The sequence below is a fragment of the Melioribacteraceae bacterium genome (assembly GCA_030584085.1).
Lineage (GTDB): Bacteria > Bacteroidota > Ignavibacteria > Ignavibacteriales > Melioribacteraceae > SURF-28.
This window is the reverse complement of the sequence record CP129490.1, coordinates 449527-464938: the sequence shown is the minus strand read 5'-3', so window position 1 is coordinate 464938 and position 15412 is coordinate 449527. Positions and strand designations below refer to the sequence as shown.

18 protein-coding genes are annotated in these 15412 nt (G+C 33.8%); all 18 read right to left on the bottom strand.

Translation table 11 applies throughout. The features are described from left to right. Positions 1 to 40: 40 nt before the first annotated feature. Entirely contained in the window at positions 41 to 628 is a 588-nt protein-coding gene (locus QY331_02085) for a TetR/AcrR family transcriptional regulator (GenBank protein ID WKZ70042.1), read from the bottom strand. A gap of 49 nt (positions 629 to 677) precedes the next feature. Then, the gene (locus QY331_02080) at positions 678 to 1262 is read right to left on the bottom strand and encodes a TetR/AcrR family transcriptional regulator (GenBank protein ID WKZ70041.1); all 585 of its coding nucleotides are present in this window, start codon (positions 1260 to 1262) and stop codon (positions 678 to 680) included. Between the two features lie 271 nt (positions 1263 to 1533). Next, positions 1534 to 2292 (bottom strand): type IV toxin-antitoxin system AbiEi family antitoxin domain-containing protein, encoded by a 759-nt coding sequence (locus QY331_02075; protein WKZ70040.1) that lies wholly within the window; start codon positions 2290 to 2292, stop codon positions 1534 to 1536. Between the two features lie 233 nt (positions 2293 to 2525). Then, positions 2526 to 3176: a hypothetical protein gene (locus QY331_02070; protein ID WKZ70039.1), complete on the bottom strand. Its 651-nt coding sequence runs from the start codon at positions 3174 to 3176 to the stop codon at positions 2526 to 2528. A gap of 81 nt (positions 3177 to 3257) precedes the next feature. Next, positions 3258 to 3683, bottom strand: coding sequence for a hypothetical protein (locus QY331_02065; GenBank protein WKZ70038.1), 426 nt, complete (start codon positions 3681 to 3683; stop codon positions 3258 to 3260). 126 nt (positions 3684 to 3809) lie between these two features. Beyond that, positions 3810 to 4511: an ABC transporter ATP-binding protein gene (locus tag QY331_02060; GenBank protein ID WKZ70037.1), complete on the bottom strand. Its 702-nt coding sequence runs from the start codon at positions 4509 to 4511 to the stop codon at positions 3810 to 3812. 3 nt (positions 4512 to 4514) lie between these two features. Continuing rightward, entirely contained in the window at positions 4515 to 5273 is a 759-nt protein-coding gene (locus tag QY331_02055; protein ID WKZ70036.1) for an ABC transporter ATP-binding protein, read from the bottom strand. Beyond that, entirely contained in the window at positions 5266 to 6138 is an 873-nt protein-coding gene (locus QY331_02050) for a branched-chain amino acid ABC transporter permease (GenBank protein WKZ70035.1), read from the bottom strand. The genes QY331_02055 and QY331_02050 overlap by 8 nt, the downstream gene beginning before the upstream one ends. Positions 6139 to 6143: 5 nt before the next feature. Continuing rightward, positions 6144 to 7022 (bottom strand): branched-chain amino acid ABC transporter permease, encoded by an 879-nt coding sequence (locus QY331_02045; protein ID WKZ70034.1) that lies wholly within the window; start codon positions 7020 to 7022, stop codon positions 6144 to 6146. Then, positions 7023 to 7823 carry a nucleotidyl transferase AbiEii/AbiGii toxin family protein gene (locus QY331_02040; GenBank protein WKZ70033.1) on the bottom strand — a complete coding sequence of 267 codons (801 nt, stop codon included), beginning with the start codon at positions 7821 to 7823 and terminating at the stop codon, positions 7023 to 7025. Between the two features lie 2 nt (positions 7824 to 7825). Beyond that, a complete protein-coding gene (locus QY331_02035; protein WKZ70032.1) occupies positions 7826 to 8641 on the bottom strand; it encodes a hypothetical protein in 816 nt (271 codons plus the stop codon). A 414-nt stretch (positions 8642 to 9055) separates the two neighbouring features. After that, complete coding sequence (locus QY331_02030) at positions 9056 to 9493, bottom strand: hypothetical protein (GenBank protein ID WKZ70031.1); 438 nt, start codon at positions 9491 to 9493, stop codon at positions 9056 to 9058. Then, the gene (locus QY331_02025) at positions 9490 to 10950 is read right to left on the bottom strand and encodes an L-histidine N(alpha)-methyltransferase (GenBank protein ID WKZ70030.1); all 1461 of its coding nucleotides are present in this window, start codon (positions 10948 to 10950) and stop codon (positions 9490 to 9492) included. Before QY331_02025 ends, QY331_02030 begins: the two co-directional genes overlap by 4 nt. A 17-nt stretch (positions 10951 to 10967) precedes the next feature. Continuing rightward, the gene (locus QY331_02020; protein ID WKZ70029.1) at positions 10968 to 12080 is read right to left on the bottom strand and encodes a penicillin-binding protein activator; all 1113 of its coding nucleotides are present in this window, start codon (positions 12078 to 12080) and stop codon (positions 10968 to 10970) included. 225 nt (positions 12081 to 12305) lie between these two features. Further along, the gene (locus QY331_02015) at positions 12306 to 13253 is read right to left on the bottom strand and encodes a caspase family protein (GenBank protein WKZ70028.1); all 948 of its coding nucleotides are present in this window, start codon (positions 13251 to 13253) and stop codon (positions 12306 to 12308) included. Between the two features lie 19 nt (positions 13254 to 13272). Further along, a complete protein-coding gene (locus QY331_02010) occupies positions 13273 to 13656 on the bottom strand; it encodes a hypothetical protein (protein ID WKZ70027.1) in 384 nt (127 codons plus the stop codon). 174 nt (positions 13657 to 13830) lie between these two features. Further along, positions 13831 to 14142 (bottom strand): DUF5131 family protein, encoded by a 312-nt coding sequence (locus QY331_02005; protein ID WKZ70026.1) that lies wholly within the window; start codon positions 14140 to 14142, stop codon positions 13831 to 13833. A gap of 164 nt (positions 14143 to 14306) precedes the next feature. Next, positions 14307 to 15392, bottom strand: coding sequence for a hypothetical protein (locus QY331_02000; protein ID WKZ70025.1), 1086 nt, complete (start codon positions 15390 to 15392; stop codon positions 14307 to 14309). Between the last annotated feature and the right edge of the window lie 20 nt (positions 15393 to 15412).

Here is a 15412-nt window from a genome sequence, read left to right as displayed (position 1 = left end):
TTAAGTGTTTGTTTTTAGGGCATTTCATATTTTACTCGTTTTAGTTTAGTGGAACTAACTTATAGTTTAAAAATCTCTTTCCTTTCTTGGTAAGAGCGCCGTTCAGAACGATCTTCAGTAACTGATCAAGTTCGCATTCAAAATGTTTAGTATTCCTTCTGGTAACTTCGGTTATTGCACCGTAGATTAGTTTGAGATAAAGTTCTGCCGGGTAATCGTTGAGCACGCCTTTTTTTATTCCGCTAGTTATCAACAAACGAAGCAGCGGTATGATATTGTATTTACGAAACCGTGCAACCTTAATCCAGATTTCGGGATAAGAGCGTTTCAACTCTAAAAGCGAAATATCATCAAAGGCCTTTAGATTTTTTTTGACGATGTCAAATATTGTATAGAACTTTTCAATGAATGGAGATTCATTTGCCACGATATAAATTACATCACCATAAGCTTCGTTAAGCATCTTCGATATAGTGTTATCAATTAACATATATTTGTTTTCAAATTCTGTATAGATAGTTTTTTTACTAATCTTAAGCTCCGATGCTATCTCGTCAACGGGAATATTTTGAAAACCTTCAGCTTGAAACCTTTCTGCTAGATATTTTTGAATTTCTTTTTTAGTCATCACTTCACTAAATTGGTTAACGTTAACTAACTTTATAATGCAAAAAAAATTATTTCCCGATCATTTCCGTTATTGTACTAAAAATTTTATCACCTTTACTCGAGAGATTAAATCCAAAACCCCCGAGCCGCCATTCCAAAACTGTTAAACGAATAAATCCTAAAATCATCGTAACTATATCACCTGTTTCAATGCTTTTAAAGTTATTCTCGGCTTTTCCTTGATCGACAATTGATGTAAGTAAACTCTTCCGGTATTTAATTATTTTCATAAGTTTTTGTTTCAAAAGGTCGCTCTGGTTAAAGATATCTTCTGAAAAAAGAACCGAGGTCATTTCTTTATTTTTTTGCAGAAAATCGAAATGAAACTGGATAAACCGTCTTAACTTATCTGCTGCTATTTTTCCGTTGTCTAAGTGAGCTTCAAGTTTATGATCGAACTCTCCAATACGGGATAATATCCCCAATATAATATCTTCTTTATTCAAAAAGTGACGATAAATAGCCGGTTCACTAATCTTAACTTTACCGGCTAATTCACGAATTGATAAAGATTCGTATCCCCCCTCATGAATTATATTTATTGCTTCATCAATAATTGTTTTTTGTCTTTCTTCTGTTGTTAAACGTGCCATAATCTATCCAAAAAAAATTGTTTGTTATCGCTCACTAACAAATATAACTTCTGAAACATGATTTGTCAAGTAAAAAAATTATTGAACTTCGATTAGTAAGCATATTTTTATCACTTAAGTAACTCAGTATAAAATTGGGAATGATCTAAAAGGTTTAACTTCACCGTTTTTGTATTTGAAATAATCTCGGCGGAGAAGACTTTCGACTTCGCAACAGTTAATCCGGTCAATGAAGATGAATGATTTGAAATTCATAGTGACTATTAACTGACTACCAACTTTTATATTCTCGCGGCACAGTGATTCCATACTTTTTATTAAATGTTCCGTCTCTGACTATCATTCTATCTCCTTTACCGAAATCTATTCTTGTTATATCAAGGTCGACTACCCAATTGTGATCTAGTTTCTCAGCCATCCACATAAATATTCGTTTTACTTTTACAGAGTTACAATTCTCAAGCAGGTACTGTACTTTTTTCGGTCTTAGGGTCATTAAGTTTTCCATTATTTTTACTGCTTCATCAAATGTTTGATTCTTAGGTATTTCAAATAGCAATTCCATAACTGCCATTTCAGGTATTGAGATTTTAAGCTCAACTCCTTCCAATGTTACAATTGTATATAATTCTCCATCATTATAGTCGAACAACTTAGTTTGAGTAAATGTTATAGATTTGCTCCACTCTTGATTTTTAAACCATGCTGGTAAGTTTTCTTTGTGGTTTCCAAATATTCTTATACTTTGTTCGCCATGTCTGATGTAATGAGCATAGCCTTTTAATTCAAGTGCACTTTTACCTCCCGGATGTATATTACTGGACTTTTGATTTTGCAAAGCCTCTATTCCGCTATACCATCCAACCTGATCTCCGGATAATTTGTATGCCCCGTACCCCAAAGATTCCAGCCAATTACTTTCTTTATATTTTTTGAGAAGGTCTTTCTGATACCCCATTCCTCGCAAATGAGAAGATAACTTTATAGTTCCTCTTTCCCACTCTCTCAATAATTGATTTATTTTATCCATTTAAATGGTACTCATAGTCTACTTTCACAGCAGATTACAAAGTATTTATAAATTTTACTTTATAATTATACTCAAAAGTAGACTAGTAGTCAACTTTCAGCATAATTTATAAAGTAAATGAGTTTAATACAAATGCAATCAGTTTATCTAGTTAGTTACAAAGTAGATCAAAGACTCATAGACTTTAGTATTCATAAGGGTTTCGTGAGTACAGCCATAGTAAATTTCGCAATCTATTTCTCAGCAATAAATTTTAAATAGTCGTCCAACTTTTCTATGTAAAACTTTTTTCTCAGAGAAGGTTGATGAGGTAGCGGATAAATTACTCTATCCAGATCATTTTGATATTCTTCAATTCGTTTGAAATTGAACTCACTTCTTGCTTGCCAGTCCTGAGTATAATCCCAATAGAATCTTACTCGCTTAACAAAGTTTTCTTTTACTAATACATTTAATACTGGCTCACCCAAACAAATTATTTTTGCTTTTGGGAATTCTTTAATCTCACTTTGTAATAACGGAAGCCAATATTTTTTTGACTCCCTCAGAACATCAACCTCTTTAATAGATGTAGGAGGAGATGCGAAAAAGTTTTTTGCTAAGTTTGTTGCAAAAACATTTTCATCCAGCTTTATACCTAGTGCATCACAGATTTTTACAACATAATTTTTCATCGAACCGTTTTTATCAAGATTTAATACTGTCTTAACACCTTTTCTACTTTCAGCTCTTTGAACTGTAGGATCTTGACCTAAAAGGATAATCTTTATTTCTCCTGAACCTCTAAAATTACTGGGTATCGGAACCGAAGTGTCTATATACCTAGTTAGCAATGAATCACTCTTCATTAGTTCCAGCACATCTTCTGCTGATATTACATTCATATATTCTCCAAAGAAATTTTATATAACTTCTTTAAGCTATCCTTTCTAACCGGTTAATTTTGAGTCTCTCTTATACTGACACTACCTAAATACTTTTTCATATAACATGTTTTTCATACTCTCATCCGGATGCCATTTATACTGTGTTTCGATTCGCCTTTCTAAAAAGATATTTGTCGCATCGATAACATTGCCTTTTATCGAAATCTTATCATCATCTTCCTTAAAAAATGTTTTCGCCAACAAATCTAATTGAACTCGTAATCCTTCATCATCAATTCTATCTTCGTCATCAAAGAAATAAATATTATAGAATTCTCTTATTATTCTAATTGGTTTTCGGTTTTCTAATTCTACTATAAACTCAGCAATTCTCACCTTACGGTTACTAAATTCCGGGAAAGTCGCTTCCTTTTCATTACGGTTCAGATTATAAAATTTATTTTTTGCGAGTTTTTTTATGCTGCCGTCATCCAGAACGGCAAATACTCTTATTGAGTGATTCATTTATTTGTGTTTATTAATTTTGAGATGGTTGAGCTTTAAGAACTGGTTTCAAATTTTAGCAAAAAAGCAATTCTGATTTATCTTATTAATTTCCCTAAAAGTATTTAGATAAAAGTTAAGAGTTAATTACAGAAAGAGATTTTTTAACTTTTCTTTATCCTCTATAAGTTCAGAAGGATTCCCGTCAAACGCTATTTTACCCAGCTTAACTGAATAAACTTTATCGCTTATTATTAGTATCTCTTTTACTTTCTGCTCGACGATAAACATCGGAAGGGAGAGTTGCTTATTGATCTCTTTAAGCTTGCTGAAAATCTCTTCAACTAAATTCGGTGCTAAACCAAGTGAAGGTTCATCTAACAAAAGCAATTTCGGTTCCGGTATCAATGCTCTGGAAAGTGCAAGCATCTGCTGCTCACCTCCACTTAATGTTCCGGCAATTTGATTTAATCTCTTTTTCAAAATAGGATATATTTCAAGTACCAAATCGATTCGCTCTCGTAATTTCTTCTTATCCAAATGAAAACCGCCTAATTCAAGATTTTCCATCACTTTTAATTCATCGAAAACAATGTTGCCCTGCGGTGAGTATGTTAAACCGGCTAAAATATTTTTATGAGTGCTGTTGTTTGAAATCTCTTTTCCGTCCAACTTAATAGAACCCGACCAAGTTTTAATTATTCCCGCAACTGCTTTTAGAATCGTCGACTTCCCCGCTCCATTCGGACCGATTATAGAAACAATTTCACCTGAATTAACATTCATTGAAGCATCGTAAACAATCTGCTTCTTTCCATATCCGGTATTTAGTTTTTCAATCGTTAGCATGAATTATTCTAAGTAAGCTTCTATTACTTTGGGGTCGTTTAAGACTTCCTCCGGTGTTCCTTCACTAATTTTCTTTCCCGCATCCATAAAAATTATTCTGTTACAAATTCCTCTGATAAAATCCATATCGTGATCAATTAAAATAACCGACTTTCCTTTTTTTGGTAGATCAGAAATAATTTTTAAAATCTTATTACGCATCTCCGGGTTAACTCCAGCTATAGGCTCATCGAGTAATAATAATTTCGGATCAGCGGCAAGGCAACACATTACGCTCAATAATTTTTGCTGTCCATAAGATAAACTACCCGCTAAGTCATTGTTCTTCTCTACAATACCCGCATATTCCAATAATTCCAATGCTCGTTTTACATTTTCCCTTTCAATAGAATTTATTTTTGTTGGTGTACTGAATACATTAAATAAGTTTTCTCCGATATTGTTTTGAAAAGAAAGAAGCAAATTATCCAAAACTGTTAACTGTCTAATTAATCGAAGATCTTGAAATGTTCTTGATATACCATGATTTACAATTGTGTGTGATTGTAAACTCAATAATTCTTTGTTATCAAATTTAACCTTGCCGCTCTCGGGTTTTAAAAAACCGGTTACAACATTAAACAAAGTAGATTTACCCGCTCCGTTCGGACCAATCACCCCTAGAATCTCATTCTCGCTAACTTCACATGAAAAATCATCCAGCGCAGTTATACCATTGAAAGACTTTTGTAGATGCGAAATATTTAGCACTGGACTAGTCATTTAACTTATACTCCCCAATAAATCCCTGCGGTCTCCATAACATAAATACGACTAATAGTCCGCCGTATAACATTTGTCTAATGTTTGCGGCAACCGAATTCGGCAAGCCGACAAACCTCAGCAGTTCAGGCAATGCAACTAAAACTATTGCACCTACAATCGATCCTCTTAAATTAGCAGCACCGCCGATTATCACTATCGATATAATAAATATCGATTCCATTATCGTAAAAGAAGTCGGATCAATGTATGTAATATAGGTTGCGTAAATTACCCCAGCTATTGAAGCTAATGCTGCTCCGACCATAAATATTTTTACCTTCGCCTCAACTACATGCTTACCAGCCGCTTCCGCAAAGACTTCATCTTCACGTATTGCCTTCAACATTCTTCCGAAAGGTGATTTAACAATTCTATTTGCAAACCAATAAGTAAATACGGCAAGCAACCCTGTTAATATTAAAAACTCGATATGAGTCGAAATTACAAAACCAAAAATTTCCGGTTGCGGTATACCCGGCAGACCAAGCGGTCCACCGGTAAAGTTCACCAAGTTATTTAATATACTAAATGTGATAATCTGAAATGCGAAAGTAGCGATCACAAAGTAATCGTCTTTTATTCTTAAAGAAGGAATGCCAACAACAGCCCCGAACACACCCGCCCCGGCAACAGCCAAAAATAAATTAAGAAGGAATGGTGAATCCAACCTTAGAGCCATTAACGAAGCAACATAAGCACCCACTCCATAAAACGCCGCATGAGCAATAGATAATATTCCCGTATAACCCACCAGCAGGTTCAACGATATCGACAGGATTGAATAAATGCCGATTAAGATTAATATGTGAAGTAAGTATTCCAATTTAGCTATACCTCCGCCTTCCTAACCTTTTTACCAAAAAACCCCTCCGGCTTAAAGAGTAAAAAGATGAGCAGTATCGCAAACGCAATTGCATCCTGCCATTGAGAGCTGATGTACCATACTCCGAGATTCTGAGCAAGAGCAAGCAGCAACGCACCGAGTGAAATTCCCCAAATTGAACCTACACCGCCGACTATCATTGCAACTACGCCCATCATTAATGCATTCATTCCCATAGTTGGAGTCATATCAACATCTAATGCGACAAGTATTCCGGCAATACCTGCAATTACGGAACCTATTGCAAAACTTATTAAAATTATTTTGTCGCTGTTAATACCGGATATATCCGCAAGCTCTTTATTATTCGCCACCGCCCTCATCGCCTTCCCTGTCTTCGCCCACGACAAGAACCCAGCAACCAGTAAAACCAGCAACAAGGAACTAGCAACTATAATAATCTGCACATCCGTTATCCTCGCACCCAGCACCTCGCGCCCGGCAACCACCGGCCAGGTACGGATTGATTTTGTGTCGTCACCAAATATCATTGAGATTAAATTTTGTAGAACAATGTATAATCCCAGGCTTGCAAGCAGCAATATAATATTTGTTGCTCCCCGTTTACGCAATGGTTTATAAACCAACACTTCCATCATGCAGCCAACCAAACTTGCCGCCGCAACAGCTAACGGAATTGATATAAACAAAGGCAAGCCGAAAAGTATGTGAAAAAGAAAAGCAAAGTACGCACCGGAGGTGAATACTACTGCGTGCGCGAAGTGGAAAAAACGGGTTACTTCATATATTAGAGAAAAGCTTAATGCGATAAGCAGAAAGATACTGCCTGATATTAAAATGTTGACGATTATCTGTCCGGTCATTTATAATTTTTTCCAGTGCTTTTTTAATTGTCTCCAAACTTCATCAAAATCGGGGACTTCACTTACCTGGTTTGCTAAATTATTTTCCCAGTGCTGATTAAATACATCCTCTTTTCTATCAAGTGTTTCAATAAAATCATCCGGATTTAAGTTCTTATATTCTGTCTTTTCTCTAAAGTTAAAAACGTAATCCTCAATATCTTTTTGTTCCACCTCAAGCAAGTACCAGATGTCATACAGATCTCTAGGCACTGTTCTTTGCATAAGCGATCTCATCTTCTCAGCTGCTATTTCATTCAACGTGTAACATAAAATACTAAAGTCTTCATTCAAATCAGAGTACTCATTGTAAACATTGTGCTCAGCCGGATCATCACATAGTTTTTCATCTTTTGCAATATCCACCTTTATATTCTTATTTGCTCCGCTTCCTCCCAACGGACCGGTATAACCGAGATAGAAATTATAATTACCGGTTGCATGTACTGTCTCATCCTGGATATTAATGTTAATTCTTGCCTCTTCTTTTAGAAACTCTAAAAGTTCTTCGAAATGTTCTTTTATTTTATCTCTATCGAAATCATCACCGGCAAAAGTAAAATCCAGGTCTTCCGACAAACGGTAATCATGAAAGTAGATTTTACGTAATGCTGTACCGCCTTTAAAGATCAATCTTTCCTTTAAATATTTGTTTTCGGATATTCCTTTTAAGACCCAGCCGATTACATAATCTTTTTCAATCTGGGTATCTCTTAACCCGAGCTTGTTTGCTGTTTGTTGTATTTCTCCCGGTTTTATCATGATTAAGTTCCAACGGATTTTAATGCTGATTCAATTCCGACATTATCAATTACTTTCCACTCCGAATTATATTTACCTTCCTTCGGTAGCGACGGGTCCAATGGTGTATAAGAACCGCTTATTTGTTTTCTCATTTCTTTTCTTAAATCTTTCTGTTTGTCTAAGTTTTGTAAAATGAATCCCAGCCGTTTATAAACAGCAAGGGAATTAAACTTACTTAAGTACGCCGACAATGTTTCATGATTTATTTTACCTACGCTTCTGTAAATTGCTTTAACAATTTCCGTAATACCGTTTGCCTTGCCCGGCATATAAAGACAATCTAAAATTGTTTTTTCTAAGTCGCTGCAATAAACTTTGTTAAAATCGTCTATCCATGTTTTTTTATAACCAAAGAAGCGATTCCCCAGGGTGATAAACTCAAACTTTACTTTTTTTACTCTTCTGTATTTTGGAATAATCTGCTTTTCCGTAACAACCTGTTCAAGTAAAGAGGGCTGTGTAATTAATCCATGTATATCCAACGCACTGTAAAAGCCAATGTAATATTTTTGTGGTTGTACGATTGCTTCTGCGGTAAGATGCCAGTTGGGAAAATATATGTTCGCATTTTTTTCATAAGGAATTATAGAATACAGACCGTCTTTGATTCTTAGTATTAACCCCCGCTTTGTCATGTCGCTTAACAATCTCCGGACAGCCGCGGGATCGCTGTATTTTAAAATTCCCTGTGCTTCCTTAAGTGTAAAGAACTCCTTCCCGTTTTGCAGCAACGTATCAAGAAGCTCCGATGATCTGTATGAAACGTGCTTTTTCATATTTGATATGTGACTTTATAACTCACATTTTTAATATAGAACCACAATAAAATAGTAATTACGCTTGCTAGAATCAAGTGTGTTCTGGTTGCTGGGTTCTAACTCCTAGTTTCTGGTTAAAGGCATTTAGTCATTGGTTTTGTTTATCACAACGACCAATTGCTTAGTGCTCGAAGTTATTTTTTATTGTGGGGGAGGTAGAAAAGTTTATCATTCTGTAGATAAAAACAAAACTAACTGAAAGGATTAGTTAACTATTTGAAAACATCAAAAATGCTTATGAACGTTTTGGTTGTCATTAAATCACCCATTCCACGATACGAAAAAAGAATTTTTATTCTATGTATTATACTTTGAAACCAAATAATCTCATAAAGGACAAAAATTAATTCAAAAAGAAATAATTTATTAAATCTACAAATGATTATCTAAGTTTATTTGATGAAAAGTTTTGATCATGCTGTTTATGATTTTCAAGTCACAGCTCATTTGTGAGTTATTGACATGGTTTTGATAAGCAATTAACAAAATAGATAATAAAAGGAATAAAATTACCAGAACACCATATATTCTAGCTTGAACTTTAACCTGAGAAAATTTATTTCGGTAGATTTCATCTATTCTTTTTCTACTTGGATTTACCTCTTTTTCAATAATTAGCTTTGCCTCATCTTCCTTCACAAATTTTGTTTTTGTGTATAAAACCAAACTCACAATTGAAATTGTTAAACAAATTCCTGCCAAAAGAGTATAAATTTTAAAGTCTATTGAAATTATTATATTTGATAATATGGATAATAATACTGCAGATATTGCACTAAGAATTATATTGTTAAAAAAATTTTTATTCACTTTTCTCTCACTATGTTTGTATTTACAAAGGATATTAAATTATTACAAAAGCTTTGATAAACTTCCTTGTCATTATAGCTTTGCTTCGATGGAGGAGCCAATTTCTCATAATTCATTCTATCCAGACTAAATATTGCATTTCTAAGCAAGATGACATCCGGTTTTTCTAGATAATCATATATATGATTATCTTTAAGTTGATTTAATAAATCAATGTCTATTTTTGAGTTTTCAAAGTAATTTAAAAAATTATTAACTTCTTTAACTAAACTATCAACTTCTTCAATACTTTGTTTAGGATCAACTTTCCGAAGTAATACAAGATATTGATACGGCTCATGTTTTCCCAACAAATCCTCCCTTAATCCAAATTTTGTTATTCCAGTAACAGGCTTTAAGAAAACGTTATTTCCAAAAAGATTGTTGATGAACTCAATAAAAGAATCAGCTTTATATTTATTGCTATAATCACATAATATTTGGGCAGGGCCAAATTTATAATATCTTGTGAATGTAACTGTGTTTTTTATATCGCTGAATTTATTACTATCTTTTGAATTATTTTTATTACTATAATCTGTATTATCTGAGTATCTAGACTTTAAAAGAATTGGTTTAAAGCCATTAATTAAGTAATCGATCTCGTCGCACTGCTCAATAGAATATTTAATTTTTGTATGCAGAAACGGATCTTTATATTTTCTATTGACATGAAAACTTGTAGAAAAATTTAACGGGCCTAATAAAAACTCATCAACATATGTTGACGCATTGCCCACATTATATGCCGCTTCAGAATTTGCTAATGCTTTTGTATCGTCAGCGCTTAGATCAACACCTAAAAGCAAATAATCTCCATTCTTCATTCTATCATGAATTTTCTTTAAAAGCCATAGTTCTTTGTTGTTACCAATCGTCAGGCCTAGTAAATGATACAACCTTGTTTCATTCCTTTCACGAGTTTCAAGATAACTTTTAGCATTTTCAAGATTTTCGAAATCACAGCAAATTCCTAAAATATCAACTTTTGACTTAATGTATTTACCCAAGATCTCTTTGTAAATATTATAAGTACCTTTGTGCAATAAGTCTAAAGATAAGTCAATTGTTGAAATAGAAAACTGGTTTTCCATTTTACCATAAATGGTATTAATTATTGTTTTATCATCAGTGCCCGTTCCACAACCCAAACTTATGATATCATAAGATTTACAATTACTTAATTCACGAATGGTATTATCTATTTCTTCATAATGTTGCTCTAATAAATTTTCTTCATTTTGTGATAACCCTAAAGTTCCCTCTACATTCGACCAATTGTTGGCCCCGCTAGAATCTAAGTACAGATATTTGTTTTGAAGAGGTTTTCCCTGACGTAATTTACTGAACACTTCGCTTAGTTTTTTTGATGTGTTTTCTAGATTTACATACTCCGGGTATAGTCTAAAATCCGTCATTTATTGGTCTCCAATTTTTATTTACCAACAATTTCAACTACTTCGATCTTAAGATTCTCATTATATTTTTTTACTGCCATATCAGAAATAACATCTCCATGTTTATTAAATGAGAAGGTTCCTGATATTGAATCAAATTTGTTCTTTAATAAGAAGTTTATCATAGTATCCGGAGTTCTTTTTTCGTTCTCAAATCCCTTTATTAATACAAACATCGCTTCAAAACCTTTTACTGCATGTATATCTGGAATGTTATTATATTTTTTTTCATATTCATTTAAAAACTTTTCTATATGTGGTTTATTAGAGTTTATATCGAAGGCAGGTGTAACAAAAAATAATCCCTTAGCTAAGCTGCTAGCAATATTTAAAAATTCTTTATCTTCTGCAGCAACATTTGAAAACTTCCGACAATTTAACCCAAGCTCGTAAGCTTGTTTTAGAAAAGTTCCAATACCATATGGATGACCCGGAATATAAACAAGCTCAGGATTAAACCCTTTCAATACCTGAATAAGTGTTCTAAAATCCGTCTGTTCTTGAGCGTATGACTCTTTTAATAGAATCTTTCCGCCCAGTTCGATAAATGTTTTTTCATAAATATCAGCAAGCCCTTGACCATAATCATTGTTTATATAAACAATTGCCGCTCTATTAATCTTCATATTTGTAAAACTATATTTGGCTGCTATTTCTCCATCATAATTATCAGATGGCCAGACTCTATAAAAATATCTGCCTGCATCAGATAATTTAGGATTTGATGCCGTCGGCGAGATGAGCAAAACCTTCTTTTTTTGTACTATTGGTGCCATGGCTAAAGTAGCACCGCTTGTTAAATCACCTATAATAAACTTAACCTTATCTATATCCGTTAATTTATTAATTATACTTACAGCTGATTTTGGATCTCCCTTCGAATCTTCAATTATCAGCTCAATGTTTTCTAATCCACTTTGTTTCACTGCTAGCTCAACCCCATTTAAAACTGTTTTTCCAAAATTGGCCAACTCTCCCGAAAGCGGTAGACTGACTCCAATCTTAATGTTTTCTTTGGGTTTTTCACCACATCCCCCAAATGGTATTTGGAAAAGAAATAATATTACCGATGTAGTTATTAACTTTTTCATTTTATAAATCTCCAAATTTCTAAACTGCTTGTTTAAACTCCGCCATCTCATCCCAAGTCCTACCGAGCAAAATGCGTCCGGCTTTCTTCTTATTATTACCACCCCTTGTTTAATTTATCATTAAGATCTACTTTCCCAAAAGCTCTTAATAATGTTTGCCTAAATAAAGTTAAATTTTCTCCTCAATTTTTATCCATTATTTATCACTAGTTTTACCTCTATAAATCATATTTTTTTCTCATTTACCAATCTCCAGTAATGAAAACCCAAAGCCGTTAGTCTACAAGATTTTGAATTCATTGATGCATAATACATATGCTCCTCGCCAACTGGGATTACTAAACCCACTCTTTCGAATTTTTGTAAATCCTTAAATATCGTCACATGTTCATCGTTTTTATTTGGCGACGTAAATTCATAAGACGGATCGAGTTGATATTCATCTTGAGGATTTTGAAAGTATTCACATATTTTTCTGAGTATTGCTAAAGGAACTGGAGGTGTAATATTTCTTAAAGATGTAAACCGCGATACATTCGTTTTAAATATTGGTCGTTGGTCCCAGGGTCCCAGCGCTTGATCAACATACGAATAAATGCTACCAGGCGAAATACTTCCCCTTAAATCGGCGGCCCCACCTTTTAATGCATCCACCACTAATAAAGTGAAGATACCACTTCCATTAATTTCCAATGCTGATTCATTTTCACGACTTGCGGTCAAAACTGTTAACCCCTCTGATAGATGAGCGAATGCACCAGAAGTTAAAGAAGGTGACCCAAAAGCACCTGAATAACAACAATCCAATATTAGAATTTTTTCCTTTACTTTCGAATCATTAGCTAACTTAAGAATATCATCCATAGAAATACCTTCATCATACTTCTCGAAGTCGGTTGTAACAATATACCCGCCAGTACTTTTTATAAATCCATGTCCAGAGAAATAAAACAAAGCAATATTAGAGTCACCCAAAAACAATTCCTCAATCGCCTTTCTTAAATCAGTTCGTTTTATAGTATCACTAGGTGATGTTAATAATTTCACTGAAAAATTTGGCGAACCATCACCATGTGTTTCAAGTACATTTGAAATTGCATTGGCATCCTTCAAGCACCCTCTCAACGGTGCAGCTGGATAATCATTAATACCAACTATTAATGCTTTTCTCATCTTAATAACCTCATACTAATTAATCTAACGAATCAAGAAATGATTTAATATTGTCCCAAGTCCAATTGACAATTCTAACACCGTCTAATTCATCGGGTAAAGTACTTGGTTTATCATCGCTATATCCCCATATTCCTCGCCTGGGAACTTTTTCTTCTTTTGTGCATTTTATTTCCCAAAGCTGACCACTAGCATTTTTTGTGTTTTTAGTGACAATAATTATTACTCCGTCACATCCTTTAATTTTTGTTCGACACCTTGTTTTCCACGAGTCCTCCCATGGTTTCTTTACTGACATATCAACAAATTCAAAGGGTGATTTTTCGTTCTTTGCTTGACCAACTAAAAAATCTCTTAGCTTTACATCTTCCATAGCAAAACTGATAAAAATTCTACTTGCCATTCTTTCCTCCTGTTTCTTTTTCTATTAATAAAAAAATTTATCTATTTACTTTTTTCTCAAATCTCCCAAACCCACCCAACATCAAAAACATCATTGTTTTGCTGGTCAAGTGGGAGTTTGCTAATTGTGTATCTATTCGCTAATCTTTTCCTTTTCATTTTATATCTCCAATTCCTAAACTGCTTGTTTAAACTCCGGCATCTCATCCCAAGTTCTCCCTTGCAAAACACGCCCCGCTTTCTTTTTATTTACACCGCCCCACTGCTTAAAAAAGAAAGGTACATTTTGATATTTACAATCTTCTTTAATATCAACGACACAATTTTTCAACATTGAACGTGAACCGGGAATCAATTCGATATTGATTATGTTACAGTCGTTAACGCTTATTTTAAATAACTTACTTGGTCTGTTTGAAAGTGAAATGAGTTGTGGAAATAGAATTGAATTTTTGAATTGTATATCGTCGCTGTTAAACGTCCTCAAACGCCACCCTCAATTAAATTGAGTGATTTAGCTTTGAACTTAATTATCCTTTAGTTTAAATGCAAGATTTTTCAGTATCAAATTCTGTCTTATCAGATACTCTATCTTTGTTATCGGTCGATTAAAGGTCATAGTGAATGGATCATTTACTCAACTATTTGTTTTTACTCATCCAACCCAAAAAACTTAATTAACTTTTCAAGAGTGAATTCACTTTTCAATTTAAATGCACTGTTTTGATTTGCTCGCATTCCTTTCTCTTTGTAAGCTTCGGATTCAGGCACTGTTTTTTCCCATTCTACTCTAACAAAATACTCTGCTTTTTCTTCATCATCCGCGAAATTCTTTAATCCCTCATCCGTAAGAGGAACATCTAAAATCGATGTTTCCTTTCCATCATAAGTTACAGTAAATTTATTCGCTTGAGTCGCTTTTTCTTTAACGGTTCCAACACCTACATAACCTTTACCAGGTATATAAGCAAACACCCTTGCACCCGGGAAAAGCGGGAAAAGTGTTCTGCTGTACCACCTTCCACCGCCTGCCGAAATGAAACCATACTTAATACAATCCGGCCAAGAAGATATTTCTTCATGTGCATCGACATTAGCAACGAAATCTTTTCCGTTCCAAGATTCACTTTTACTCTTCATCTTGGTTTTACTTACTTTCTCAATTACTTCATTGGGGTCTATCAACCAGCTTCTGCTTATGAATTCTTTCCCCTCTTGATGAAAGTATCTAAAGAATACCGCGTTTATCGGCACATTATAATTATCAGATAAATAATTAATAATTCTTTCAGTTTCGTTATCTAATTCAGAAGAAATTATAATAATATCGTGCTCTTGATTTAATTCTTCCGGAGGTTCAACATCAAACTTTTCATTGAAGTCCGTTTCAAAGTCTTTTCCCTTATTCTTCTCTTTATATATTTCAACGATCTCTTTATATGATAAATTTTGAACCCAGCTCGCATAATCTAAAGTCTGAGCAACAACATCCCTTGGAGTTTTATTTTTCTTTAACTCAAGTACGGTTATTTTTCCTTCCATGTTAACAGCAAGCATATCAATCTGTTTTCCAAAACTTGTTATTACCTGGTTGCCGATAAGCATTAAGTCATCGGATATAATTGAAATATCTTTTAAAATTATTTCCTCCAACTTCTTTTCAGAATCGATTGATGTGTAATCAACTTTCTCAATTTTCCCTTTTGTTATATCCCATATTGCTACTTCAATTGGCATATGAAGACCTCCTAAACTAA

Coding starts and splice junctions, on each gene's coding strand:
- QY331_02010 (WKZ70027.1), bottom strand. CDS start 13,656: ATGGCAAGTAGAATTTTTATCAGTTTTGCTATGGAAGATGTAAAGCTA.
- QY331_02035 (WKZ70032.1), bottom strand. CDS start 8,641: ATGAAAAAGCACGTTTCATACAGATCATCGGAGCTTCTTGATACGTTG.
- QY331_02020 (WKZ70029.1), bottom strand. CDS start 12,080: ATGAAAAAGTTAATAACTACATCGGTAATATTATTTCTTTTCCAAATA.
- QY331_02065 (WKZ70038.1), bottom strand. CDS start 3,683: ATGAATCACTCAATAAGAGTATTTGCCGTTCTGGATGACGGCAGCATA.
- QY331_02085 (WKZ70042.1), bottom strand. CDS start 628: ATGACTAAAAAAGAAATTCAAAAATATCTAGCAGAAAGGTTTCAAGCT.
- QY331_02040 (WKZ70033.1), bottom strand. CDS start 7,823: ATGATAAAACCGGGAGAAATACAACAAACAGCAAACAAGCTCGGGTTA.
- QY331_02070 (WKZ70039.1), bottom strand. CDS start 3,176: ATGAATGTAATATCAGCAGAAGATGTGCTGGAACTAATGAAGAGTGAT.
- QY331_02045 (WKZ70034.1), bottom strand. CDS start 7,022: ATGACCGGACAGATAATCGTCAACATTTTAATATCAGGCAGTATCTTT.
- QY331_02060 (WKZ70037.1), bottom strand. CDS start 4,511: ATGCTAACGATTGAAAAACTAAATACCGGATATGGAAAGAAGCAGATT.
- QY331_02055 (WKZ70036.1), bottom strand. CDS start 5,273: ATGACTAGTCCAGTGCTAAATATTTCGCATCTACAAAAGTCTTTCAAT.
- QY331_02015 (WKZ70028.1), bottom strand. CDS start 13,253: ATGAGAAAAGCATTAATAGTTGGTATTAATGATTATCCAGCTGCACCG.
- QY331_02025 (WKZ70030.1), bottom strand. CDS start 10,950: ATGACGGATTTTAGACTATACCCGGAGTATGTAAATCTAGAAAACACA.
- QY331_02080 (WKZ70041.1), bottom strand. CDS start 1,262: ATGGCACGTTTAACAACAGAAGAAAGACAAAAAACAATTATTGATGAA.
- QY331_02075 (WKZ70040.1), bottom strand. CDS start 2,292: ATGGATAAAATAAATCAATTATTGAGAGAGTGGGAAAGAGGAACTATA.
- QY331_02000 (WKZ70025.1), bottom strand. CDS start 15,392: ATGCCAATTGAAGTAGCAATATGGGATATAACAAAAGGGAAAATTGAG.